Genomic DNA, 24,534 nt, shown 5'->3' on the forward strand with positions numbered 1-24,534 from the left:
AGGCGTTCTAATCGTGAATAAAATAAGAATGAAATTCTTTATCTATGCTGCTGTAATTGGAGTTGGTGTAATGTTGCTTGCAGGCTCTGCCCAATCCGCCGCGGTTGATCCGCATAGCTCTTACATAGGCTCAAATACTGAGGACTACTATGTAAACATTCCTGCGGCTAAGGTGCAGTGGTCCAGCTCAATGGATATTCAGGCTGACAACTACCTTATGGGTAAAGGTGTTATCGCTGTTGGTGGAGGTCAGGTTTTTGCGCTTCAAAAAGGTCAGTTGGTCGCCTTTAATGTACAGTCGGGCAAATTGTTATGGAAGTACGGCTCTAAGCTAAAGTCACCCCTTCTCTATCAGGAGGGAATACTCTACGTCACTTCGGATGCGGGAACAATTTACGCTGTGAATGCAGGTACAGGCAAAAATAAATGGAGCTCCAGTGTGAAGACCCAAGGGGTGACACAGCTTACAGTGGATAAAGATCAGTTATTTGTGGCCAATGGAGATATTGGGGCTTACCGTCTTAAAGACGGTGTTTTTCAATGGCGCGACGATTACAGCGAAGGATTTTACGAACCGCTTATAGTTGAGGGTAATCTGGTATTGGCTGAAAATACGATCTCCGGAGCCTATATGTATGATGTTTTACATGCACTTGATCGGACAACAGGCAAACAGCTATGGGAGAGTAGTAATCATGCCCTGCCAATTGCAGCTACCAGCGGGACGCTTCTCTCTCAAAGGATGGCGAACTTAATGGATCTTCTTCCACTGACGACACTGGATAGCCTGGATGTGAAGACGGGCAAAATTGTGAAGACGGTAGAATACAATCCGAAATCTATCAATCCGAATAATCCGGAACCAGTGAATGGACTTATAAGCAGTGGTGGTAAAGCCTGGATCAATGGGAATCGAATTTATATTAATGAAGGGGCCACTATTTACGGGTATCCGGCAAATAGGGACCCCGCCACTGTAACACGGGACACCTATTCATCAACGGGAAGTGGACAATTATTAACTTATGCAGCCGGTCCTTATGATGGAAGGGTACTCTTCAGTAATGGTGAATCCATCTATGGTGTCAAGACTCTCAATAAGTCGTTAGTCTCTTACGGAGGACTGAGCAGACCGATTGCCCGCTTTGATCTGCTTGGTCACGGCATGTATGTAGCCCAGACGGATGGGAAGCTGGTCGCCATCAATTTACTTACAGCTGCTCTAGTAGTGCAGTTGCAAACGTCCGGTAGAGTATTTGGACCTACTATACTGGAGAACGGCATGATTATCGTACAGAGCAAAGGAAAGCTGACGGTGTTCAAGGAGCCGCAGATTCTAAGCATGAAATAAGATCATGGTTATATCAAACAAGCGGTGAGCCGGATTATCGGTGAGCCGTTTTTTTGTTATTCGGGGGCTGTGAATGCACCGTGATGATTTGGTTGAAATTTTTTTTTTAGATAAAGTGATCCAAGATCCGACTCTCTGCGTTTCATCACTGTAAGCAACAAAGAGGAGGATGAAAGATTATGAAATTCAGAAAATTACTAGCTCCAATGCTAAGCTTGACTCTATTGTTACCCACGCTGGCGAACGCGGCGGTGGTAGCCCCGCCGATGGCAACGGTCAATACACCAGCCGTTGAATTAAGAGCGGCACTCGACCATCTGTTGTCAGAACACTTTGTATTAGCGGTAGCGGCAATGACCAAAGCCTATGATGGTTCAGCAGATGCAGCAGCAGCCTATCAGGCTCTTGATCAGAACGCATTGGATATGCAGCCAGCGATCGCTTCCCTATATGGTGAGGCGGGCGGCGTAGAATTCGAACGAATCTTCCGTGCGCATAACCAGTTCACAGATGAAGTTGTCAAAGCAACCAAAGCGAAGGATACCGCTGCTCTTCAAAAAGCAAAGCAAGAGGTAGAAGGGTTCGTACAAGAATTCTCAGCTTTCCTAGGCTCAGCTACTGCTGGCAATCTTCCACAAGCTACTGCAATGCAAGTGCTGCGGAGTCATGAAGATCATGTGCAGCAGACGTTTGAACAATATGTTGCCGGAGATTATGCTGGAGCATACAGTACCTACCGCATCGGATATAAAGAAATGTTCACGATCAGCAAAGCCTTGTCTGTGGCAATCGTAAAGCAGATGCCGGATAAATTCGACAACACTAAGGCTGATACCAAGGCTGCAGATTTGCGGTCTGCACTGAATAGTGTAGCTGCTGAGCATTTTGCCTTGTCGGCTCTGGAAATGCAGAAACAATTCGATGGCAAAGCCGATTATATGGCTCTGATCAACGCTGAGGCCGGCAATACCGCTGACTTCAAAGCCGCAGTTGCCTCTGTTTATGGTGCTGCTGGTGGGGATGCCTTCGAGAAGGTCTGGGTAAGCGACCATATTAACGCACAAAGCGATTATGTTAAGGCCGTGAAGACTAACGATATGACTGCCAAAGCAGCTGTACTGGCCCGCATTGATGGATTTACACAAGAGCTAGGAACGTTCCTTGGTGCAGCCACGGCAGAGAAACTGCCAACAGCTGGAGCAATCACTGCTTTGAAGGCGCATGAAGCTCAGGTACAAAGCACCTTTGATCAATATGCAGCTGGTAATTACACAGCATCCTATACAACGAATCGCGAAGGCTACAAAACAATGTTCGGAGTAGGGCTGGCGTTATCCGGTGCAATTGTGGCCCAGTTCAACGATATGTTCAAGGAAGCGGCTGTTCCAAGCAGCATGACTACCGTGTGGATGAAGATTAACAGCAACCAGTTGAATATTAATGGTACGGTGACACCTATGGATACAACCCCCATGAACATGAATGGAACAACGTATATCCCGCTGCGTTACTTGAGTGAAGGTATTGGTGCTAACGTGAAATATGATAAGACCACTAGTACTGTTTGGGTAATGGCTGGTAATGACACCTTGAAATTCTGGATTGGTAAGAATGTTATGGAATTGAATAGTGTACAAAAATCGGTTGGCGCCAAAGTATTCATTAATAAAGATGGCAGAACAATGGTTCCACTGCGCTTTATTGCTGAATTGCTGCAATGGAATGTAGCCTGGAATCAAATGAATGGTACGATCACGCTGACCAAATCCATGTAACAGACAAGAAGATAAACTGAATGAATCATTCATACGAATAATCTATACCTGAAGATTCCTTACAAATATACATTTATGTATAACTTGTAAGGGGTCTTCAGGATTTTTTTATTCTGCGTGCCCAGAGGCACGCATTATCTAGTTGGTGAAAGTCCAACCCAAGGAGGGGCCAAGCCACCTTGGTAGCTAGGATGCTTGCGCATGGAGAAATCTGTGTGTAAAAGCGCATCGACAAAAGTACCTGTCAGAGACAGGGCGAGCGACAATCCAGGCCGCAACATGAAGTGAATCCTGCCGCGTCGTCAAAAAGGCCCTGCAAAGGGGAAAAGAGGGTGCCGAGTCTCGAGAATATAGACGAAGGCCATGGAAACTGTGCAGAACTTGGAGCAGCAGTGAAGAATCCTCCGGCGTATAGGGAACGGCATGGGTTTGAAAGATAATGCAGTGAACTGGGGAGACCCTCCCCCACACGAATTTTTTTTTTTTTAGGAATCCGTAAAGAGACGCTCTATAAGTCCAAAAGACGAAGTGAAACGTCTGTGGGAAGGGAGTCCGAGGGGCTCATAGTACCGAAGAACCTAAGGACAACATAACCTTAGGGAGGGAAGGAGCCCTGCTTTGTTTATGCTTTTGGAGGAGGTACGAGTGAGTGAATGCCAACCGGCTAACGACACCCAAGGAAAAAGTTCAACAACTCCAAGAAAAGCTAGGTCATGCGGCCAAGGCGAACAAAAAGCGTAAATTCCATGCATTGTATGACAAGATCTATCGGTGGGATGTACTGTGCGAAGCGTGGAAGCGAGTGAAAGCCAATAAGGGTGCCGCAGGAGTAGATGCCGTGACGCTAGCAGATATTGAGGAACAAGGAGAAATACCGTTTCTCAAGGCCTGTGAGCGAGAGCTTAAAGAAGGCAACTACCATCCGCAACCTGTACGGCGACACTATATCCCGAAGAAGGATGGCAAGCAAAGGCCATTAGGTATACCCACTGTGCGCGATCGAGTCCTACAGATGGCAACCAAACTAGTAATTGAGCCCATCTTTGAAGCCGACTTTGAGGAAGTATCCTTCGGTTTTCGCCCGAAACGAAGTGCTAAACAAGCGTTGGAACGTATTCGTAAAGCCTGCAACCGCAAAGGAAATTGGGTAGTCGACGTCGATATCCAAGGCTACTTCGACAACATTAATCAAGAAAAGCTTATGAAATTGGTGCAAATGCGTATCAATGACAGGCGGATACTGAAATTAATGAGGAAGTGGCTACAAGCGGGAGTTATGGAAGAAGGAACGGTAAGACGCTCGGATTTAGGGACTCCGCAAGGAGGCGTGATTTCACCGCTCCTTGCGAATATCTATCTAAATTACTTCGACCAATTGTGGGAGAAACACGGGAAAGGAGTAGGGGAGCTCACGAGGTATGCAGACGACTTTGTAGTGGTTTGCAAAACGAAAAAGGACGCCGAACATGCGTATGAGCTCATACGCAAAATCATGGAGCGTTTGGAGTTAACCCCACACCCGACCAAAACCCGCATTGTAGGATTATGGACGGGAGACGAAGGATTCGACTTCTTGGGGATGCATCACCGAAAAACGAGAGCAGAAACATCCCAAGGCAAGGTGTACTACACCACACAACAGTGGCTAACGAAAAAGGCAGAGGAACGCATTCGAGAGGTGGTCAAAGAAAGATTGGCTCCCCCGAGCATGCGCTCGAAATCGTTTGCGGAACAGGTGAAATGGCTCAATCCAAAGATCCAAGGATGGAGAAATTATTACTACACGAACTACAGCCAAAAGAGATTAGCCAAGTTGGACTGGTATATTTTGCAGCGATTAACCCGGTGGTATGCCAAGAAAAGACAACGTAGAAGATGGATGGGTTCACTGAAAGAGGTTAGATATATTGCCGTCCAGTATGGACTTAAAACGCTATTGTAAACTGTATGCCCATGAATGACGAACATCGGAAAGCCGTATGAGGGAAAACCTCACGTACGGTTTGATGAGGAGGGGCTGGTCAGGCCAGCCCTTTACTCTAGAGGAATGGATAATATTATTTCTATCTATTATTGGTATAATAAAACTCTGAGAAATTATAGAAAAAGTACGGGGGAGAAATAATGGAACAGCAAGCGATTTGGGCGATTGGTATTTTCCTGCTGACTTATGGGCTGATCATCTCCGAAAAGATTCACCGTACGATCCTGGCTATGGTTGGAGCAATACTCATGATAGGGCTGGGCATTCTCGACCAGGAAACCGCCTTGCGGCACATCGATTTCAATACGCTGGGGTTGCTGGTGGGGATGATGATGATTGTTGGCATTACTGCGGATACAGGTGTGTTTAAATACGTAGCGGTGAAAGCGGCCAAAGTGTCCAAAGGCAAGCCGGAAAGAATACTGATTGCACTAATGGTTATTACAGCTGTGGCCTCTGCCTTCTTGGATAACGTTACAACGGTGCTTCTTATCGTTCCCGTTACCTTCAGTATTACGAAGCAGCTGCGCATCAATCCGCTACCATTTCTGATCTCACAGATTATCGCTTCTAATGTTGGCGGCACGGCAACACTGATCGGCGACCCGCCTAACATTATGATCGGCAGTGCAGTGAAAGAGCTGACATTCATGTCATTTATCATGAATCTGGCACCGGTAATCATCATTATTGTTCTGGCGTACATTCCGGTATTCCTACTGCTGTTCCGCAAGCAAATCAGGTCGACACCTGAACTGCAGCAAAGCATTATGGAGATGGATGAGAAAGCGATGATTACCGATCATAAGCTGCTGAAAAAATGTCTGATCGTACTGGGCCTCACTATTTCCGGTTTCTTCCTGCATCAGAGTCTGCATTTGGAGTCAGCTACGGTTGCCTTGGCAGGTGCATTTCTACTGCTGTTGTTGACCGGAGGGGAGAACATGCTGGAGAAGGCTTTTTACAGTGCAGAATGGATCACAATATTTTTCTTTATCGGCTTGTTTGTTCTGGTAGGAGGTCTGGTGGAGACTGGTGTAGTTGCCAAGCTGGCAGCTAAGGCTGTTGAACTCACTGGCGGGAACCTGTTGGCCAGCTCCATGCTGATCCTGTGGATGAGTGCCATTACGTCTGCATTTCTGGATAATATTCCTTTTGTGGCTACGATGATTCCTTTGATTCAGGAAATGGGAAAGATGGGGATTACGAATCTAGAACCATTGTGGTGGAGTTTGTCCTTGGGTGCTTGTCTGGGTGGGAATGGAACACTGATTGGTGCAAGTGCAAACCTGATCGTTGCTGGCCTGGCTGCCAAAGAAGGTCATCCGATTACGTTTATGAAGTATTTGAAGGTCGGTTTTCCGTTGATGATTCTATCCATTGCCATATCGAGTGTGTACATCTATTTAAGATATTTGATCTGAGATGTGGATTTTTGTTGACAGATTTTTAGATAGATGATATTTTAAATATACAAATTCCAATTGATTTACTTTGAATTATATTTACCGACTGTTCAGACAGAGGTATTCGCGGGTGTTACATCGCGATGCCTCTGTTTTTTTTGTGAATATAAGAATTTATATGCTTCACGCAATAATATATCCTTATATTTCTCGAAGAAACGGATGCCGCCCATATAAAGGACGGCGAAGCCATTTCATCTTGATGCATTCAAGTCGTTTGGGTAGAAGGAGGAGTAGGGATGGGAGAAGCATTGCTTGCCATATCGAATCTGAATAAACATTTTGATACCACAAGCGGGCATATACAAGCCTTGCAAAATATTGACCTGCATGTGCAAGAGGGAGAATTCATCACGGTGATAGGACCCAGTGGTTGCGGAAAAAGCACGCTGCTGCGCATCGTGGCCGGCCTGGACAGTAACTATTCTGGCAGTGTTACGCTGGAAGGAGCGGAGATCCGTGGACCCGGAATTGACAAAGGCTTTATTTTTCAAGAGCATCGCCTCTTTCCTTGGCTTACGGTTTTACCGGTGGTGGCAGTCATAATGCGGCTTGGGCCATGTCCTCCGGCTCCTTTGCCGGAGAAGGTGCAGCCTCTTATGCGCAGCGCCTTGGCCAACATGCCGGATTGCGTGCACCTGTGGGGTTATCCTCATCACCGCTCGTTCATCAAGAGGTGAAGGCAGGTGCAGCGGAGAGAACGGCAGAGTATGTAGCTGCGGTGCAGGCTGAAGTCAAGCCCTATGACATTAACCTGTTCCGTACGGAGAAAGGACTGACTTCTTCATTGAGTCGTCTCGACGGACTATGGAAAGAGCAGCGCAGCCAGGAGATTCAGCGGACACCGGAAGGTGTCAAAGCGCGTGAAGCGGAAGCTATGACAGCCACCGCCCGTTGGATGTACAATTCCGCGCTGGCCCGCACGGAGACCAGAGGTATGCACAAACGTGAGGATTACAAAGAAATAGATAACGCTCAGCATCATCGCCTAATCAGCGGTGGACTGGATCAGGTCTGGGTGAAGACAGAGGAAGTGGCGAAGGAGAGTGTTCTGCTGTGATTGAAATCATCAGTGCTGACCGGTGTATCGAATGCAACCAATGTGTATCGGTCTGCCCAACTAATGTATTTGACCGGGTAGAGAACGGGATTCCTGTTATCGCCCGGCAGAGCGATTGCCAAACCTGCTTCATGTGTGAGCTGTATTGTCCTGCAGATACCTTGTATGTGGCGCCGGATTCGGAAGGCTTAACCGGTATAACCGAGGAAGAGCTGGAAGTGCAGGGATTGCTAGGCGGATATCGGGAAAAGGTCGGCTGGGGCAAAGGCGGACAGCCGGTGGCAAGTCATGATTTTATGTACAAATTAGCGGCGAGAGCCGGGTTCTAAACACACTGGATCAACACCTATTAAGGAGGAGCAATAACAATGAAAAAGGCAGACAGAGAGATTCAAGGGGGACGTTTGAAAAGGTTCAGGTTTGCACTTGTTGCAAGTGTAGTTATGGTAATGCTGGTGCTTCAGGCTTGCGGAAATAACGCAGGTACAGCAACTAATGGGGCAGCGAGCGCAGCAGGTGGGGCGAATACTGCAGAAGCAACAAGCACGGAGACGCCAAGCAACGTTCCGGCTGTGCTGAATTTTGGTTTTATCGGCTCCAATAAGCTGAACGTGCCGGGCGGCGCAGAGGGCTGGGGCTTATATAAAGGCATTATTCAAGAAGAATTGAAAAAGTACGGCATTACTGAAGTGAAGCTGACCGGCTTCCCGAATGGTCCGGATCAGACGGAATCCTTAATCAGCGGACGGTTGGATTTTGGAAGTCTCGGGGATACCCCGGCTATTATAGCCTATGCTTCCGGTGCGAAGACACGCCTTATTACACAGTCAATGACTAATAATATTGGTTATCTAATTGGCAAGAAGGATGGACCCAAAACGATAAAAGACCTGCAAGGCAAGGCTATCGCCATTCAGAAAGGTTCTTTTATGCATCGTTATATTGTCGGCTTGTTGCAGGAGGAGGGCGTGACGGATTATAAACTGGTTCATATGCTCACTCCTGACGGTACGGCCGCACTGGCACGGGGAGATATTGACGCTATGACCAATACAGGAATACCTGCGCTGAAGCAAATTAGTGAGGGATACACCCATCTGGATGATGCATCTACACATCCTACTTTACTAGGCAGCAGCGTAACCGTAGCTTCCGAGGAATATTTGGCTAAGTTCCCGGATTTCCCAAAAGTATGGAACGAAGCGCGGGAAAAAGCGCTGGCGGATCTGAAGCAGCATGAAGACGAATATTATCAGTTCCTTGCTGATATTGGAAATACCACCCCTGAACTGGCGAAGCAAGTGAGCCCGATCAGTGATATTAAGGATACTGCCTTTACGGAGGATGGACTGAAACTGCTGGATGGCACCAAAAATTTCCTGGTTGAAGAAAAGCTGGCGAAAAAAGACTTCAATATTAGCAATTGGCAGTTGCAATAAAATCTGACAAAAGGGAGAGTTCATTGAGCAAAGAGACGTTGGCGGAAAGAGATCCTACACCTTTTTTCGAAGTGTTCACTGGCTACACCGTGTTAAATGAAGTAGGTCACTATGGATTAAAAACAAAAACGAGCCAATCTCCAATAACCCGGAGACTGACTCGTTTTTGTTAGCTTTTACAGCAGTGCTTCAATATTAGGCTCAATATCCATAGGGTCAACGGGGGTTTCGAACCGATGCACTACATTGCCCTGACGATCAATCAGGAATTTAGTGAAATTCCATTTAATCTCGTCAGTAGCTAAAGTTGCAGGGTCCTGTGTTTCAAGCATATTTTGCAGCAGCTTTCCTGTAGATTGACTCACATCGAAGCCTTTAAAGCCAGCTTGCTCTGTTAGATAGTTAAATAGAGGATGTTTGTCGTCACCTTTCACATCAATCTTCTCGAATAGTGGGAAAGAAACACCATAGTTGATCTGACAAAATACATGTACTTCTTCGTTGGAGCCGGGCTCCTCTCCGAACTGATTGGAAGGGAAACCAAGAATGATCAGGCCACGATCCTGATATTTCTCATACAGCTTCTGCAAATCAGCATATTGTGAAGTGAAGCCGCATTTGCTGGCTGTATTCACGATCAGCAAGACTTTATCTCTATATTGTTCAAGATTGATTTCTGTACCACGAATGTTGCGGGCTGAATAATTATATACGCTCATTGCTGTTTCATTCCTCTCAGTATGCATAAAATATATTTATAATAATTAAATTGTACACAATGTAATATACGATGTCAAATATGCTAAAGGTAACCCTAGCTTATATAGCTGAAAAGAAGAGGATTTGCATTGACTTTCACTCGATTATGCAAGATATTTATTATAAATATTTAAAGTATATTCAAAGCAATCCTTATTCCACAAACGGGCGGTGGGTAACATTGTTGAAACAACCTATAGAGGGTGGTTCCCTGTTTGAACGTTTGTACAGAACGTCGAGCGTTGGAGTAGCTTTTCTTTCCTTGGAGCAGAAATGGACAAGTATTAATCCTACCGTATTAGCAGCACTAGGCTTCACTGAAGAGCAACTATTAGGTCATGATTTCAGAGAACTCTTGTATGGGGATTCTACACAGATACATACAGAGATGATGGAGGATCTTAGCAGAGGTGCGGTCCCTTTTGTTGATGGTGAATTGGAGTTGTTGAATGTCTGGGGCCTGCCTGTTCCGCTGCTGCTGCGAGTGATGCTTATTAACAATCCGTCTGCGGGATTTCCACTTTATTATGTTGTCCATATGATTGGACTTTCAGGTCAACAACCTAATCTTGAGAAAATGATGCCAATGGATGAACTCTACCAGCTGATTGCTTTCAAAATGAGGGATATCATTTATGTGGCTACGCCTGAACATATTTGTCGGTATTGTTCTCCGTCTATTCAAGAAGTACTTGGATATGAACCAGAGGAGCTGATTGGGTGTGATGTTCGGGGATTGATTCATCCGGAGGATCTTGTGGTATTGGGATTCCCGGAAGTGTCAGACATACCCAGTGTTCAGCTACGGATTCGTCATGCAGACGGAGATTATATATGGATAGAATTCACTTTTCGCATAGTTGAGACCAGCCGTGAAGAACGGAATATCATTGCGGTCGGACGTGACATCACAGAGCGCAAAGCAGTAGAGCAGAAACTGCAGGAATCTGTGGAGCGCTATACTTCCCTCAAAAAATATAACCATGATGCCATTATATCCCTTGATCGGCAAGGGAATATCATCAACGGCAACGAAAAAGCCTGCCAACTAACAGGCTATTCCATATCCGAACTGACAGGATTAAATGTGGAGCGGATTGTTGGTGCTGGACATTTTGCTACTATTATTGCCTACGCTAGGGAGGAAGGCTCTGAGGAACACAATATAAACTCCATCTGGCACAAGGATGGACATTCTGTTGAAGTAATGACCACGGTCGCTCCTATCATTATTAATGCCTCTAATGTAGGATTTTATATTATCGTGAAGGATATTACCGAACAGAAGAAGCTGTTGATCGCCAAGGAAACCGCAGAGAATACGAATCATGCCAAAAGTGAATTTTTGGCCATGATGAGCCATGAGATTCGTACGCCTTTGAACGGAGTTATTGGCATGACTGATCTGCTGCTGGAGATGAGTGAGCCGAATTCACAGCAGCGTGAATATTTGGAGATCATCCGGCAGAGCGGGGATACGCTGCTGTCAATCATCAATGATATTCTGGATTTTTCCAAGATTGAAGCTGGTAAAACCGCTCTGCACGAAGAGTCCTTTCAACTTAGAAACTGCATCGACTCCACGATTGATGTACTGAGCTATAAAGCAGAGACCAAGGGATTGGAGATTAAGGTTTCGTTAAGTCCCGATGTGCCGGAGAACCTGATGGGTGACGAAGAACGCTTGAAGCAGATTTTGCTTAATTTGGTTGGCAACGCGATTAAATTTACTTATGTTGGTGGTGTGAAGATTAAGGTAGGCCTTGCAGCGAGAGAACGAGACCAGGTTACCTTGCAGTTCTCCATTGCTGATACTGGAATAGGGATTCCCGAGAAGTTTCGAAGCCGTCTGTTTGAGCCTTTTTATCAACTGGATCATTACCTGAATGGGCGGCATGAGGGGACTGGCTTGGGATTAGCTATTACGAAGAAACTCGTCGAGCTGATGGGTGGACAGATTACACTTCAGGAGCGGGAGCCGGCTGAGGAAGCTGGGACTACTTTTGAATTCAGTATAGTTGTCAGGGAGGAAGTAGGTAGCGATTCATTAGCAGAAAAGGCAGGTGATTCTGGGTTAGAGATGGTCTCAGCTCGCCGCCTGCTGCGGATTCTGGTGGCTGAAGATAATGAAATTAATCAGATCGTGCTGCGCAAGATTCTGGAAAAATGGGGACATTCTGTGGATGTAGCCAATGACGGAATAGAGGTGGTACAGCGCGTAACCCATGAAGCTTTTGATCTTATTTTTATGGATGTACAGATGCCACGGATGAATGGAATAGATGCGACTAAGATTATCAAAGAGAATCTTCCAGCGGATCAGCTCCCGGTTATCATTGCTGTAACAGCCAATGCGCTGAAAGGTGACCGGGAGTTTTGTCTGGAGGCGGGCATGGATGAATATATCAGCAAGCCGGTGAAAAGGGAGACGCTTAAGAATATCATCGACAGTTTTTTTTGAAATATATTGCGCTGCGTTAATGCTAAGAAGCGTTGCACTGATATCTTGCATCGAGTATTGATTTTGTTTAAGATAACAGAAACCAGCCAGAAAGATTTGGTTGTGGATACATGTAAAGACAATGACGAAGAGAGTACGTGCTATAAGCGGATCTTAACAGGGAAGGTGTGCCAGAGACTGAGAGCACCCTCATGAGACGATTAGCACCGAAGTTCACTTCCGAGTCGGCACCTGAAGTGCTTTGCTGCAGTAGGCAGCAAGTATGAGTAGGGAGGCCCGCGCCCCGCGTTACCGGGTGAAAGACAGAGTTAATCTCTGGCAAGAGGAAATATAGTAGCTGTATTATTCCTCGTTGCCGGTTAGGGATTAATTCTAAATAAGGGTGGTACCACGGCTCCTCGTCCCTTGCGGCGGGGGGTCTTTTTGCGTCTGAATAATTACTAATGAAGAAGAGGGAGTGGAAGGTAATGAGTAATGAAGAATTGGATAAGCTTAGAGCTCGTCTGGACGAGATTAATGGACAATTGCTGGAGTTAGTATCTGAACGGGCGAAGGTTGTTCAGGAGATCGGAGTTGTTAAAGAGAAGCAGGGTGTGCCTAAATTCGATCCTGAACGTGAAAAGAAAATGCTTGATAAGCTGGTTGAGAGCAATAAAGGACCCTTCACGAGCGGAACGATACGCAGCCTCTTCAAGCAAATATTCGCAGCTTCACTGGATCTGCAGAGTGATGAACATAAGAAGTCACTGCTAGTGGCCCGTAAGAATCATAAGCAAGATACGGTTATAATCCTGCCTGGAGATGTTACAGTCGGTGGATTATCATCGTTAATGGTGGCAGGACCTTGCTCCGTGGAAAGTGAACTACAGACCCGTACTGTAGCTGCCGCATTGCAAAAGGCTGGCATTCGTGTAATGCGTGGCGGTGCCTTTAAACCTCGTACTTCGCCTTATGATTTCCAGGGGCTCGGTATGGATGGTCTAAGAATATTGCGGGAAGCTGCGACTGAATACGGTTTGCTGACCATCAGTGAAATTGTAGATCCTAGACACATTGATCAGGCCTTGGATTATGTAGATATCGTCCAGATTGGTGCCCGGAATATGCATAACTTCGAGCTGCTGAAGGCTGTCGGAGAATTGAATAAACCAGTATTGCTGAAGCGAGGACTCTCGGCTACGCTGGAGGAATTCCTGCATGCGGCTGAGTATATTATGTCCCGAGGCAATACTCAGGTTATGCTCATTGAACGAGGTATCCGTACTTACGAGAAATGGACCCGCAATACGCTTGATATCTCCGCTGTACCGATTCTGAAGCAGGAGAGCCATCTTCCAGTATTGGTCGATGTTACTCACTCCACAGGCCGCAAGGATATCCTTATCCCTTGTGCCAAAGCCGCATTGGCTGCGGGAGCCGACGGTATCATGGTTGAAGTTCATCCTGATCCGGCAACCGCGCTGTCAGATGCCGCACAACAGCTGAACATAGAGGAGTTCAATACCTTCTTCGACGAGGTAAAGGCTTCAGGCTTGTTCCGGTAATTTAAATATATCGAATTTGGACGAAATCTGCTGTAAACACTCGATAAGGATGTTAATAAGCGCTTACAATACTCTGTTTACTTTTTGTGAAGGCTGGGCTGGGTCATGTACAATTAGAAATATTGGCATTGTTCCGGACCCATGCCTTAACCGATCAGGAGGAAACACGATTTTGAAGCAGCTCACCTTAAACAATGGGTGGTTTTCTAACACCCGCAGCGATATTTTGTCGGGGATGACGGTGGCCGTTGCACTGATTCCCGAAGCGATCGCTTTCTCGATCCTTGCCGGAGTAAGTCCCATGGTGGGCTTATATGCCTCCTTTTGTATTGCCATTATAACAGCGTTTGCCGGTGGCAGACCGGGCATGATCTCGGCGGCAACGGGTGCTATGGCGCTGCTGGTTGGCAGCCTTGTGCTGCAGCATGGAATTGAGTATTTGTTCGCAGCTACTGTATTGGCTGGCCTCATTCAGATCCTGATGGGCACGCTGAAGCTGGGCAGATTTATCACGTTTTTGCCGCAGCCCGTCATGACTGGGTTTGTAAATGCGTTGGCGATTCTTATTTTCATGGCGCAGCTGACGCATTTTATAGGCCAAGGCTGGATCATGTACGCTCTTGTAGCGCTGACGTTGGCTATTATCTATACGGTTCCGCTGATTACCTCAGCAGTTCCTTCTGCACTAGTAGCCATTATTATAGTTTCAATACTTACTATTACTCTTCATCTAGATGTGCGAACTGTAGGCGACATGGGCTCGATTACGGCATCGCTGCCACTGTTTCATTTGCCACAGCTTCCCTTCACATGGGATACGCTGCTGATCATTTTGCCGTATTCGCTCTCACTAGCTGTAGTTGGGCTGCTGGAATCGCTGATGACGGCGACGCTGATCGATGATATTACGGGTACTGGAAGCGATAAGAACAGGGAGGCGAAAGGCCAGGGCTTAGCCAATGTGGTCACTGGATTCTTCGGAGGAATGGCTGGTTGTGCCATGATTGGCCAATCGATGGTTAATATGAAGTCTGGCGGACGGACTCGTCTGTCCACGTTCGTCTCAGGCATATTCCTGCTGTTCCTGATTCTTGTGCTTGGGGATGTAGTGAAACAGATTCCGATGGGCGCGCTCGTTGGAGTAATGTTTATGGTGTCTATCAGTACTTTTGACTGGAGCTCTCTGAGATCGATGCTCCGCATTCCGTTAAGCGACGTACTGGTTATGCTTGTTACGGTGGTCACCGTTGTTGCTACGGATAACCTGTCTATCGGTGTACTATTTGGCGTATTGCTGAGTGCCCTATCGTTTGCCTGGAAAATAGCTTCTATTCGCTTAACTGCGCAGGTAACGGGTAATTCAACAACCTATACCGTTACTGGCCAGCTGTTTTTCGGCACGACGAGCCACTTTTTTCATGAATTCGCCTATGATAGCGACCCGGAGCAGGTGATCATTGACTTCACCCATTCGCATGTGTGGGATCAGTCAGCGGTGAATGCGATTGCCAAGACGATTAGCAAGTACGCTCAACTCGACAAAAAAGTAACTATAACTGGGCTGAATGAAGAAAGCTCGCGCCTGGTTAAGCGGGTTGGGTTATCCTTATCAGGTGGACATTAATCTGGAATTATAATTGAGAGTTATATCATAAAGAGCAGCTCTTCCCTTATGGGCGGGTTGCTCTTTTTTTGGCATCGAGCCTGCCCTTCAGCAAGGACAATCCGTCTAAGAAAAAGGCGGTTTCTATGCGACCCTGAAACCCTGCCATCCGTATAAAAGGTTCATAAGGGAAATTATCTAAAATTGTGAAAGGGGTCAGAACCCAATGGAAATTAACCCGAATATGAAGCCTTTGCATCCCCGAAGAATAATTAGCTGGGTTGCGGCAGGGCTAATTGTATTGTTGATCGGAGGGAATTCATTCGCATCAGTAGAATACGGTCATATCGGATTGTACAAAACTTTCGGTAAGTTGAATAACAATATGTTATCTCCGGGCATTCATTTCAAAATACCGTTCTTCCAGTCTGTAATTCAGGTTAACACGCAGGTAACGAAGGCGGAGACAGACACATCAGCATCTTCGAAGGATTTGCAACCCGTCTCAACCCATGTGGCGGTCAATTATTCCGTTAATAAAGCCTCTGCTTATAATCTGATGAATAATATCGGAGGTAATTTCGATACGGTAATTATTAATCCAGCTACTCAGGAAATTGTGAAGGAAGTGACCGCTAAATACCCGGCGGAAGATTTGATTACGCGGCGTGATGTAGTGGCGGGTGAGATTAGTCAGCTTCTGACTGCCCGGCTGGCAAAATATGATCTGGTCGTGAATGATATTAACATTGTTAACTTTAAATTCTCGGAGGCCTTCAACCAGTCGATTGAAGCCAAACAGGTAGCCCAACAGCAAGCGCTCAAGGCGGAGAATGACCTGCGACGAATCGAAATTGAAGCCAAGCAAAAGGTCGCGCAAGCCCAGGCAGAAGCGGAATCACTAAGGCTCAAGAAGCAGGAGGTTACAGCAGAACTGATTCAGCTGAAGCAAATTGAGGTGCAGGAGAAAGCGCTGGAGAAATGGAACGGAGTGCTGCCGACAGTGACAGGTGGAGCCACTCCATTCGTGGATATTCAAGCGCTGACTCAGAAATAAAATAGGAATAGAGATGTTGTCTCAATAGATGCAGAACCCTGACTTTTCAAGTCAGGGTTCTATTGGTATGATTACAGAGAATGAAAGCAGAAACCAGCCCAAATTATGGAGGAATTAACAATGAGTGAAAATACACTATCCCGGAGTATTGACCATACGCTGCTTAAAGCGGATGCACGTAAAGAAGACATCATCAAATTGGCAGAAGAGGCCAAAACGTATAAATTTGCCTCTGTCTGTGTAAATCCGGCATGGGTGGCGGTTGCCTATGAAGTATTGAAGGATACCCCTGAAGTTAAGGTATGTACAGTGATTGGTTTCCCACTAGGCTCATCTACCACTGAAACAAAGGCGTTTGAAACAACCAATGCGATTGCTAACGGTGCAGGAGAAGTTGATATGGTTATTAACATCGGCGCTTTGAAGGATGGCAACAATGAACTGGTTAAAAGCGACATCGCTGCAGTTGTAGAAGCAGCCCGTGGTAAAGCACTGACAAAGGTCATTATTGAGACCTGTCTGCTGACTGAAGAAGAGAAGATTCGTGCCTGCAAGCTGTCAGTCGAAGCTGGCGCAGACTTTGTGAAGACTTCAACCGGTTTCTCTACAGGTGGTGCAACGAAAGAAGATATCGCCTTGATGCGTGCGACAGTGGGTCCTACTATCGGTGTTAAGGCTTCCGGTGGTGTACGCAGTGCAGAGGATGCACTGGTAATGATCGGGGCAGGTGCAAGCCGCATTGGGACAAGCGGTGGTGTAGCTATCGCCAAAGGTGAACAAAGCCAGAGCAGTTACTAAACAAAAATAAGTTAATCCGATGCGGTGGGGACGAATATGATGTTCCCACTGCTTTTTTTCTAAAAATAAAAGAACATAAAGGTTATAAGATATTCTAAATTCACACAATTACAGCCAATACTGTAAGCGCTTCAAATGTTTCTTGTTGTTCTGGCCTGCTTGTTTTAAATAAATATAACAATTCACACTGGAATAATGAGAATTTATCTTTCCAAATGGCCTAGTTTGTGAGAGAATGGTTACAATTCTTGGATGTCAAAGATTGCTATTATTCATAATTTGGGGAGGAAATACCTATGTCAGAAGACCGCAAGCTGTCGTTTGAAACATTGGCTATTCACGCAGGCCAGGAGATTGATCCCACTACTTTTGCTCGTGCAGTGCCGCTTTATCAGACAACCTCCTATGGTTTCCGCGATGCTGAGCATGCCGCTAACCTGTTTGGACTTAAAGAATTCGGCAATATCTATACCCGGCTGATGAATCCGACTACCGATGTATTCGAGCAGCGGCTTGCCGCACTTGAGGGTGGGGCGGGCGCACTTGCGACAGCTTCCGGGGCAGCGGCTATCTCCTTTTCCATTCTAAATATTGCCGGGGCCGGCGATGAAATTGTATCAGCAGCCAGTCTATATGGCGGTACCTATAATTTGTTCTCCACAACATTGCCTAAGCTTGGGATCAAAGTACATTTTGTTGATTCGGATAATCCGGAGAATTTCCGCAGTGCGATCACGGATAAGACGAAAGCGTTGTTCGCAGAAACGATTGGCAATCCTCAAGGTAATGTGCTGGATATCGAGGCAGTGGCCGCTATCGCTCATGAGTATGGGATTCCACTCATTGTGGACAACACATTCCCGAGTCCGTATCTGCTGCGTCCGATTGAACATGGGGCTGATATAGTAGTACATTCGGCAACCAAATTTATCGGTGGACATGGAACATCAATCGGCGGCATCATTGTGGACAGTGGCAAGTTCGACTGGAAGGCTAGTGGCAGGTTCCCTGGCTTGACGGAGCCAGACCCAAGCTATAATGGCATTGTGTATACGGAGGCAATGGGCCCGATTGCTTATATTATTAAAGCTCGTGTTCAATTGCTGCGTGACCTGGGAGCCGCCATTTCACCCTTTAACTCTTGGCTCTTATTGCAGGGTCTGGAAACACTCCATTTACGCCTGGAGCGGCATAGTCAGAATGCGCTGAAGGTGGCACAATATCTGGAAGCACATGAGGATGTGGAGTGGGTTAGCTATGCGGGTCTGCCAAGTCATCCGTCCTATAAGCTGGCGCAAAAGTATCTACCTAAAGGTCAGGGGGCAATTCTCACCTTCGGAATTAAAGGCGGAAGTGATGCCGGACGCCGCTTGATTGAGAATGTGAAGCTGTTCTCCCATTTGGCGAATGTCGGTGATTCGAAGTCGCTGATTATTCATCCAGCCAGCACTACCCATCAACAGCTTTCCGCTGAAGAACAAAGCTCAGCAGGTGTTACACCTGAGTTGCTGCGTTTGTCTATCGGTACGGAGTCGATTGACGACATTCTGTATGATCTGGAGCAGGCCATCGCTGCCAGTAAATAATAGAATCATAACATTGAGGAAAGGCATCTCTCGTTTGTGTGAAAGCGCAGCGGGGATGCCTTTTTGAGGTTAGAGCATCACTCATTTGATACCGCTTGCATATTTCTGCCGCAATCCCCGTATTTATAAACGAAGCTTTATAAATGCCGCTGACATTGTATTCTCTAAATGTAGCAGGCGGCAGGAATCCAAAGCCAAAAAGGTGGGTGCGGAGATGAAGGGTGAACGTCAGCAGGATGGTTTATGGGGCAATGAAGAGCGCTCGTTAAAGTATACCATTGGTGATCGGGCAGCAGGGGTGGAGTTGAGCCAATCTAGCTCAGTGGCTTCAGCCGCGGCAGAATTTATCATCACCGGAGGGCAATACTGGGAAGCAACGGGACAGATGAAACGTACTTATGTTAACCATGCCGCAGCGGAGCCGGCATTTCTGGTGCTGCGTGAAGGACGGGAAGACGGCCCTACCCCTCGGGCGGAGAGTGGATTCCCCGCTGGCCCTTGTCTGGTGCGAAGCGAGGAATGGCTGCGCACTCCAGAGCTTGCCACCCTTATGGAGAGCTGGTTAGCCAGTGAAGACGAAAGGCAGGCCGAACGGGTTCTGCAGCGGATTTATTATCGGCTGCGGGCTGAAGCAGCGGCGCTGCTTGAATCTCCGGAGGGTGACTGGGCAGTCGTCACCCTGCTGTTTACGCCGGAGCTGGCTGCGCAGCCGGCAAGGCTTGCTGCGCTTCAGGATGCACAGCTGGAAGCGCTGTTCACCGAGCTTACGGAGAGCCTGCGGCGTGGTGGCGACAGCCGCCTCGACCTGGTGGCTCCCTATCCCGCCAGCGCAGCCGAATTCGCGGATTCCCGCGAATTCATCGAAGAGGTGGCCGAACAGACGCTCGGCCACGCTTATGCGGCGACGTGCCGCATCGGGGCGCTGATCGCCCCCGATGTCCAGCACGCCACCGCCGGGGAAATCGCGCGCATCGCCGATTTCCTTGTGCTGGACGGCGCGGCGGGCGAGCCCGCGCCGGAGGACACCGCCGCAGAGGGCTTCGCCCAGGCGGCGGGCGATATCCTGGCCGCCGTGCGACGCGTGAAGCCGGCGGCGATCCTGCTCGCCGCGGGGGCACCGGCGGCAGTGGCTTTGGCCGATCTGTACCTCCTCGGCCTGAATGGGATCTTTTGCAGCGCCGCTCAGCGGACCGAAGCCCTGCTTAGAGCTGCTTGCCTGATCTGGATAGCCCGGCAGGATGGCGTGGATTCAGGCGCTAGCAGTAGACAATGACAGCTGCTTTTTGTAAGTTCTGCTATCGTTCTGCTATTCAATAATACTATCTATAGGTTTCACCCGATAACTTATGCTTATATTTCTCGAAGAAACGGATACCGTCCATAATAGGACGGTATCCGTTTCTTCTTGTATTCGGGAGTTGTCCAGCGGCACACCCATAAAGGCCTCAGTTGATGGCGGACCCCAGTTCTGTTATTTGTAATCGGTTATCCCTCTGAGGAGAATTGGCGGATTCCAGTTCCAATTTTCTATGAATAACGGATTCTCAGTCCGCGAAAACGCGAAATTCGAGAATTTCACGAAATCAGCGTCTGCTGTGTCCATCGCCAGCCTTTTTTATTTTTCTTACATAATTCTGTCATAATCCTGTCATAATTCAACTAGATTTCTATTCTAGACTGAATTTAGAAAGCAGACAGGAGCTTTGGTATGTCCAGAATTTTAATTGCGAACTAACGCTGCGGTCATGGATGGTAATAATATCGGGTAAGTTCAAAAATCGTTTCCGCGATAATCGTATTACGACGCTGTAAGAGGGCGTGGATCAGGATGATAGATAATTGATTTGAATTTGAGGAGTGGGAAAGTATGAAATGGTTCAATAATATGAAAATGATCCAAAAATTGTTGTCGTCTTTTCTTGTGGTTTCTCTGTTTATTGGTATCGTTGGAGTTATCGGGATCATTAATATGAAAAATATAAATAAGAGTACAGATGAAATTTATAATTTCGATTTGATAGGTGTTAAAAGTGCTACTAGCATTAAGGTCAATTTGTTAGAAATTAGAGGCAGCATGCTTTTAAGTATTGATCCTACCCAAAAAGCTGATTTACAAGCAAATAAAAAAAGTATTGAAGATATGCAACTTGGGATAGATTTGCTCATTAAAGAATATAAGACTACGATTACAACCGATTTAGATGAGCAACAATTTGCGGAATTCGAAAAATTACTTGTGTCTTATATTACAAGCAGAACAGAAATTATCAAACAAGTTGATGCCGGGGATTATGGTAAAGCAAATGAGCTATATCTAGCGATGTCAGATATTAGGGTTAAAATGATTGCGGTTCTGGACAAGGAGATTAAGCTATCCACTGATATGGCCAAAATCGATTTTGACGATAGTAATGTATCCTATAATAAAGCCTTTACGCAAATTGTAGTAATCATTGCTCTGGGATTAATGATTGCTATTGCCTTAGGCTTAGCTATCTCTATCACCATCTCGAAGTCGTTAAAGAAAGTGTTAATCGTTGCTGAAGCCCTTGAAGCAAATGATTTAACCCATACCGTGAATATTGATTCAAATGATGAGATTGGTAGTTTAGCGAAAGCTCTAAACAAATCTATAACGAGTCTGAAAAAAGTGATTGCAGAAATCGCAGACAGTGCTACTGATATTAGCGCCACAAGTGAAGAGTTATTTGCTACAACCGAAGAAATCTCGGCGAAGATGGAGATGGTAGATGATGCAGTAAGACAAGTATCTTTAGGAGCCGTGCAATTAAGTGCCACCACAGAGGAAGTCAATGCGACTACAGAAAGTATTGCCGAAAATGTGGCTAACGTAACAGAAAGAGCACGTAAAGGAAATGAGATTGCCAAAAATATCGAGGTCAATGCCAGACAAGTGAGAATAAATGCCGAAACCAGCTCTAAGACTGCAAATGAATTGTATTTTGAAAAGCAGGTCAGTATCCTAAAAGCAATTGAAGAAGGTGCGGTGGTTAACGAGGTTAAGATCATGGCCGATGAAATCGAAAATATCGCCAGTCAGACTAATCTGCTCGCCCTGAATGCAGCTATTGAAGCCGCAAGAGCAGGCGAACACGGTAGAGGATTCGCAGTCGTGGCTGATGAAGTTCGGAAATTAGCTGAAAAATCTTCTTCTACAGTCAAGAGTATCCAAGAGGTAACGGGACGAGTGCAGCAAGCCTTTAACAATCTTTCGAGTAATGCGCAGGATGTTTTAGGCTTTATTGATGATAAAGTTAAACCGGATTATGATGCCTTTGTAGATACAGGCAAGCAATATGGTGAGGACGCGGTAGAGTTCAATACACTATCCTCGGATATTGGGGATTCGATGCACACCGTCAATTTAACGATCAATGAAATTCAACATGCCATTGCGAATGTATCAGCGACAGCAGAGCAATCCGTGGCTAGCTCACAGGAGATATTGGCAAGTGTGAATGAATCGGTTATGGCCATTCAAGATATTACCAAGGCTTCACAGAGTCAAGCTATTCTTGCAGAGAATCTGAATACTATGGTTAAGCAGTTTAAATTGTGAATGTTGTTGGTGCTTTGCTTTTCAATCACTCCATCCGCCTGAACCCGTAATCGAGGTTCAGGCTTTTTTATTTTTCTTACATAAATCTATCATAATCCTACTAGGATTCTCTTCTAAACTAACTTTAGAAAGCAGATAGGGACGTTGAAATTAGAGATTTACAATTACTTTGGAAATTTCAGAATGATCTTAAACTTGAGGAGTGGAAAATGATGAAATGGTTTTATAATTTGAAAATGATCCAAAAATTATTGTCGGCGTTTATAGTTGTTTCCTTGTTTATTGGTATTGTTGGAGTAGTTGGGATTAATAATATGAAAAAGATAAATGGAAATACGGATAATATTTATAATATCGATTTGGTGGGTGTAGAAAAGCTTCTTAATATTAAGCTGAATCTGGCACAAATTAGAGCTGATATGCTGTTAACGATTGACCCTACCCATAAAGCCAACTTACAAGTAAACAAAGATGATATGATCACTCAGAGAGCGGAATTAGACCAGTATGTTAAGGATTATAAACCAACGATTACAACCGAACTGGATAAGACACAATTTGCTGAATTCGAAAGATTGCTTGAGGTTAATCGGGTAAGCAGAACGGAAATTATCAAACAGGTTGATGCCGGTAACTATGTTAAAGCAAATGAATTATTTCCAGCTTTCTCGAAACTTAGAACGGATATGATTGTAATTTTGGATAAAGAGATTAAGCTAGCCACTGATATGGCCAAAGCTGATTTTGATGCTAGTGATACATCATTTAGAAAGGCTTCTACGCAAATTATAGAAATTACTGCTCTGGGATTATTGGTTGCTATTGCCTTAGGTTTATTTATCTCGATCACAACCGCTAAGCAGATCAAGAAGGTTTTGGTTGTTGCTGAAGCCCTTGGAGCAAATGATTTAACTCATACCGTAGATATTGATACAAAGGATGAGATTGGTGGCTTAGCAAAAGCTTTAAATAAATCCATAATAAGTCTGAAAAAGGTAATTGGAGAAATTGCAGATAGTGCTACTGATATCAGCGCTACCAGTGAAGAGTTATTTGCTACAACCGAAGAAATTTCGGCAAAAATGGAGATCGTAGATGATGCAGTAAGACAAGTATCTTTAGGAGCCGTGCAATTAAGTGCCACCACAGAGGAAGTTAATGCGACTACAGAAAGTATTGCCGACAATGTGGCTAGCGTAACGGAAAGAACACGCAAAGGAAATGAAATTGCCAAAAATATCGAAGTTAATGCCAAACAAGTTAGAAGAAATGCCGAGACCAGTTCTACGACTGCGAATGAATTATATTTGGAAAAACAAACAAGCATCTTAAAAGCAATTGAAGAAGGTGCAGTGGTTAACGAGGTTAAGATCATGGCCGATGAAATCGAAAATATTGCCAGTCAGACCAATCTGCTCGCCCTGAATGCCGCTATTGAAGCAGCAAGAGCAGGAGAACACGGTAGAGGGTTTGCAGTTGTAGCTGATGAAGTTAGAAAATTGGCTGAGAAATCATCTTCTACAGTCAAGAGTATCCAAGAGGTAACGGGACGGGTGCAGCAAGCCTTTAATAATCTTTCGAGTAATGCTCAGGATGTACTAAGCTTTATTGATGATAAAGTAAAACCAGATTATGACTCCTTTGTAGATACTGGCAAGCAATATGGTGAGGATGCGGTCGAGTTTTCTTCAATCTCCTCGGATATTGGAGATTCAATGCACACTGTCAATATAACGATTAATGAAATTAAACAAGCTATTGAAAATGTATCAGCGACAGCAGAGCAATCCGTGGCTAGCTCACAGGAAATATTGGCAAGTGTGAATGAATCGGTTATGGCCATCCAAGATATTACCAAGGCTTCACAGAGTCAAGCTATTCTTGCAGAGAATCTGAATACTATGGTTAAGCTGTTTAAATTGTGAAGAGGGCTAATCCAAGGGTTTACATTTCGGTATTTGGTGTTATAGTATAAGTAGAAGTTGCATTAAGGAAAAATATTTGCACCATTGCAACAATGATTATCATTCTCACTACCTATATTCGTTTATCATGCTGTCCCGGCTAAGCC

At 45.7% G+C, this 24,534-nt stretch carries 17 protein-coding genes and 2 pseudogenes; 17 read left to right on the forward strand and 2 right to left on the reverse strand.

The genetic code is table 11. The features are described 5' to 3' along the window. Positions 1-13 precede the first annotated feature (13 nt). Positions 14-1,351 (forward strand): outer membrane protein assembly factor BamB family protein, encoded by a 1,338-nt coding sequence (locus H1230_RS05160; RefSeq protein ID WP_239714507.1) that lies wholly within the window; start codon positions 14-16, stop codon positions 1,349-1,351. A 179-nt stretch (positions 1,352-1,530) separates the two neighbouring features. After that, the gene (locus tag H1230_RS05165; RefSeq protein WP_239714508.1) at positions 1,531-3,126 is read left to right on the forward strand and encodes a copper amine oxidase N-terminal domain-containing protein; all 1,596 of its coding nucleotides are present in this window, start codon (positions 1,531-1,533) and stop codon (positions 3,124-3,126) included. 134 nt (positions 3,127-3,260) lie between these two features. Here H1230_RS05165 and H1230_RS05170 read toward each other — a convergent pair whose 3' ends face one another. After that, complete coding sequence (locus H1230_RS05170) at positions 3,261-3,407, reverse strand: hypothetical protein (protein ID WP_239711185.1); 147 nt, start codon at positions 3,405-3,407, stop codon at positions 3,261-3,263. Between the two features lie 368 nt (positions 3,408-3,775). Between H1230_RS05170 and ltrA the strand changes: the two genes are divergently transcribed. The 6 genes and pseudogenes from ltrA to H1230_RS05200 all read left to right on the forward strand — a co-directional run bounded on the left by ltrA (position 3,776) and on the right by H1230_RS05200 (position 9,075). Further along, on the forward strand, positions 3,776-5,068 hold the full coding sequence (gene ltrA / locus H1230_RS05175; protein WP_239714509.1) for a group II intron reverse transcriptase/maturase: 1,293 nt from the start codon (positions 3,776-3,778) through the stop codon (positions 5,066-5,068). Between the two features lie 182 nt (positions 5,069-5,250). Next, a complete protein-coding gene (locus tag H1230_RS05180) occupies positions 5,251-6,534 on the forward strand; it encodes an ArsB/NhaD family transporter (protein ID WP_239714510.1) in 1,284 nt (427 codons plus the stop codon). 281 nt (positions 6,535-6,815) lie between these two features. Beyond that, positions 6,816-7,043: pseudogene (locus H1230_RS05185) on the forward strand (ATP-binding cassette domain-containing protein); the annotation flags it as partial. 53 nt (positions 7,044-7,096) lie between these two features. Further along, a pseudogene (locus H1230_RS05190) lies at positions 7,097-7,636 on the forward strand (pyridine nucleotide-disulfide oxidoreductase); the annotation flags it as partial. After that, entirely contained in the window at positions 7,633-7,965 is a 333-nt protein-coding gene (locus H1230_RS05195; protein WP_239714511.1) for a 4Fe-4S dicluster domain-containing protein, read from the forward strand. The pseudogene H1230_RS05190 and the gene H1230_RS05195, both read left to right, overlap by 4 nt. A gap of 39 nt (positions 7,966-8,004) precedes the next feature. After that, positions 8,005-9,075, forward strand: coding sequence for an ABC transporter substrate-binding protein (locus H1230_RS05200; protein WP_239714512.1), 1,071 nt, complete (start codon positions 8,005-8,007; stop codon positions 9,073-9,075). Between the two features lie 176 nt (positions 9,076-9,251). Here the strand turns inward: H1230_RS05200 and H1230_RS05205 are convergent, their stop codons facing one another. Beyond that, on the reverse strand, positions 9,252-9,794 hold the full coding sequence (locus H1230_RS05205; protein WP_239714513.1) for a glutathione peroxidase: 543 nt from the start codon (positions 9,792-9,794) through the stop codon (positions 9,252-9,254). A 224-nt stretch (positions 9,795-10,018) separates the two neighbouring features. Between H1230_RS05205 and H1230_RS05210 the strand changes: the two genes are divergently transcribed. The 9 genes from H1230_RS05210 to H1230_RS05250 all read left to right on the forward strand — a co-directional run bounded on the left by H1230_RS05210 (position 10,019) and on the right by H1230_RS05250 (position 24,388). Further along, entirely contained in the window at positions 10,019-12,295 is a 2,277-nt protein-coding gene (locus H1230_RS05210) for a PAS domain-containing hybrid sensor histidine kinase/response regulator (protein ID WP_239714514.1), read from the forward strand. Positions 12,296-12,762: 467 nt separating this feature from the next. Continuing rightward, positions 12,763-13,839: a bifunctional 3-deoxy-7-phosphoheptulonate synthase/chorismate mutase gene (locus H1230_RS05215; protein WP_239714515.1), complete on the forward strand. Its 1,077-nt coding sequence runs from the start codon at positions 12,763-12,765 to the stop codon at positions 13,837-13,839. A 169-nt stretch (positions 13,840-14,008) separates the two neighbouring features. Further along, entirely contained in the window at positions 14,009-15,463 is a 1,455-nt protein-coding gene (locus H1230_RS05220; RefSeq protein ID WP_481857163.1) for a SulP family inorganic anion transporter, read from the forward strand. A gap of 205 nt (positions 15,464-15,668) precedes the next feature. Beyond that, complete coding sequence (locus tag H1230_RS05225) at positions 15,669-16,499, forward strand: prohibitin family protein (RefSeq protein WP_239714516.1); 831 nt, start codon at positions 15,669-15,671, stop codon at positions 16,497-16,499. 120 nt (positions 16,500-16,619) lie between these two features. Continuing rightward, positions 16,620-17,297 carry a deoxyribose-phosphate aldolase gene (gene deoC / locus H1230_RS05230; RefSeq protein ID WP_239714517.1) on the forward strand — a complete coding sequence of 226 codons (678 nt, stop codon included), beginning with the start codon at positions 16,620-16,622 and terminating at the stop codon, positions 17,295-17,297. 296 nt (positions 17,298-17,593) lie between these two features. Further along, positions 17,594-18,883, forward strand: a complete 1,290-nt coding sequence (locus H1230_RS05235; protein WP_239714518.1) for a homocysteine synthase — start codon at positions 17,594-17,596, stop codon at positions 18,881-18,883. A 214-nt stretch (positions 18,884-19,097) separates the two neighbouring features. Then, on the forward strand, positions 19,098-20,156 hold the full coding sequence (locus tag H1230_RS05240) for a hypothetical protein (RefSeq protein ID WP_239714519.1): 1,059 nt from the start codon (positions 19,098-19,100) through the stop codon (positions 20,154-20,156). Between the two features lie 594 nt (positions 20,157-20,750). Continuing rightward, positions 20,751-22,463, forward strand: a complete 1,713-nt coding sequence (locus H1230_RS05245) for a methyl-accepting chemotaxis protein (protein ID WP_239714520.1) — start codon at positions 20,751-20,753, stop codon at positions 22,461-22,463. A gap of 209 nt (positions 22,464-22,672) precedes the next feature. After that, positions 22,673-24,388 (forward strand): methyl-accepting chemotaxis protein, encoded by a 1,716-nt coding sequence (locus tag H1230_RS05250; protein ID WP_239714521.1) that lies wholly within the window; start codon positions 22,673-22,675, stop codon positions 24,386-24,388. Positions 24,389-24,534: the final 146 nt, after the last annotated feature.

Origin of the sequence: Paenibacillus sp. 19GGS1-52, assembly GCF_022369515.1 — a bacterium.
GTDB lineage: Bacteria > Bacillota > Bacilli > Paenibacillales > Paenibacillaceae > Paenibacillus_AQ.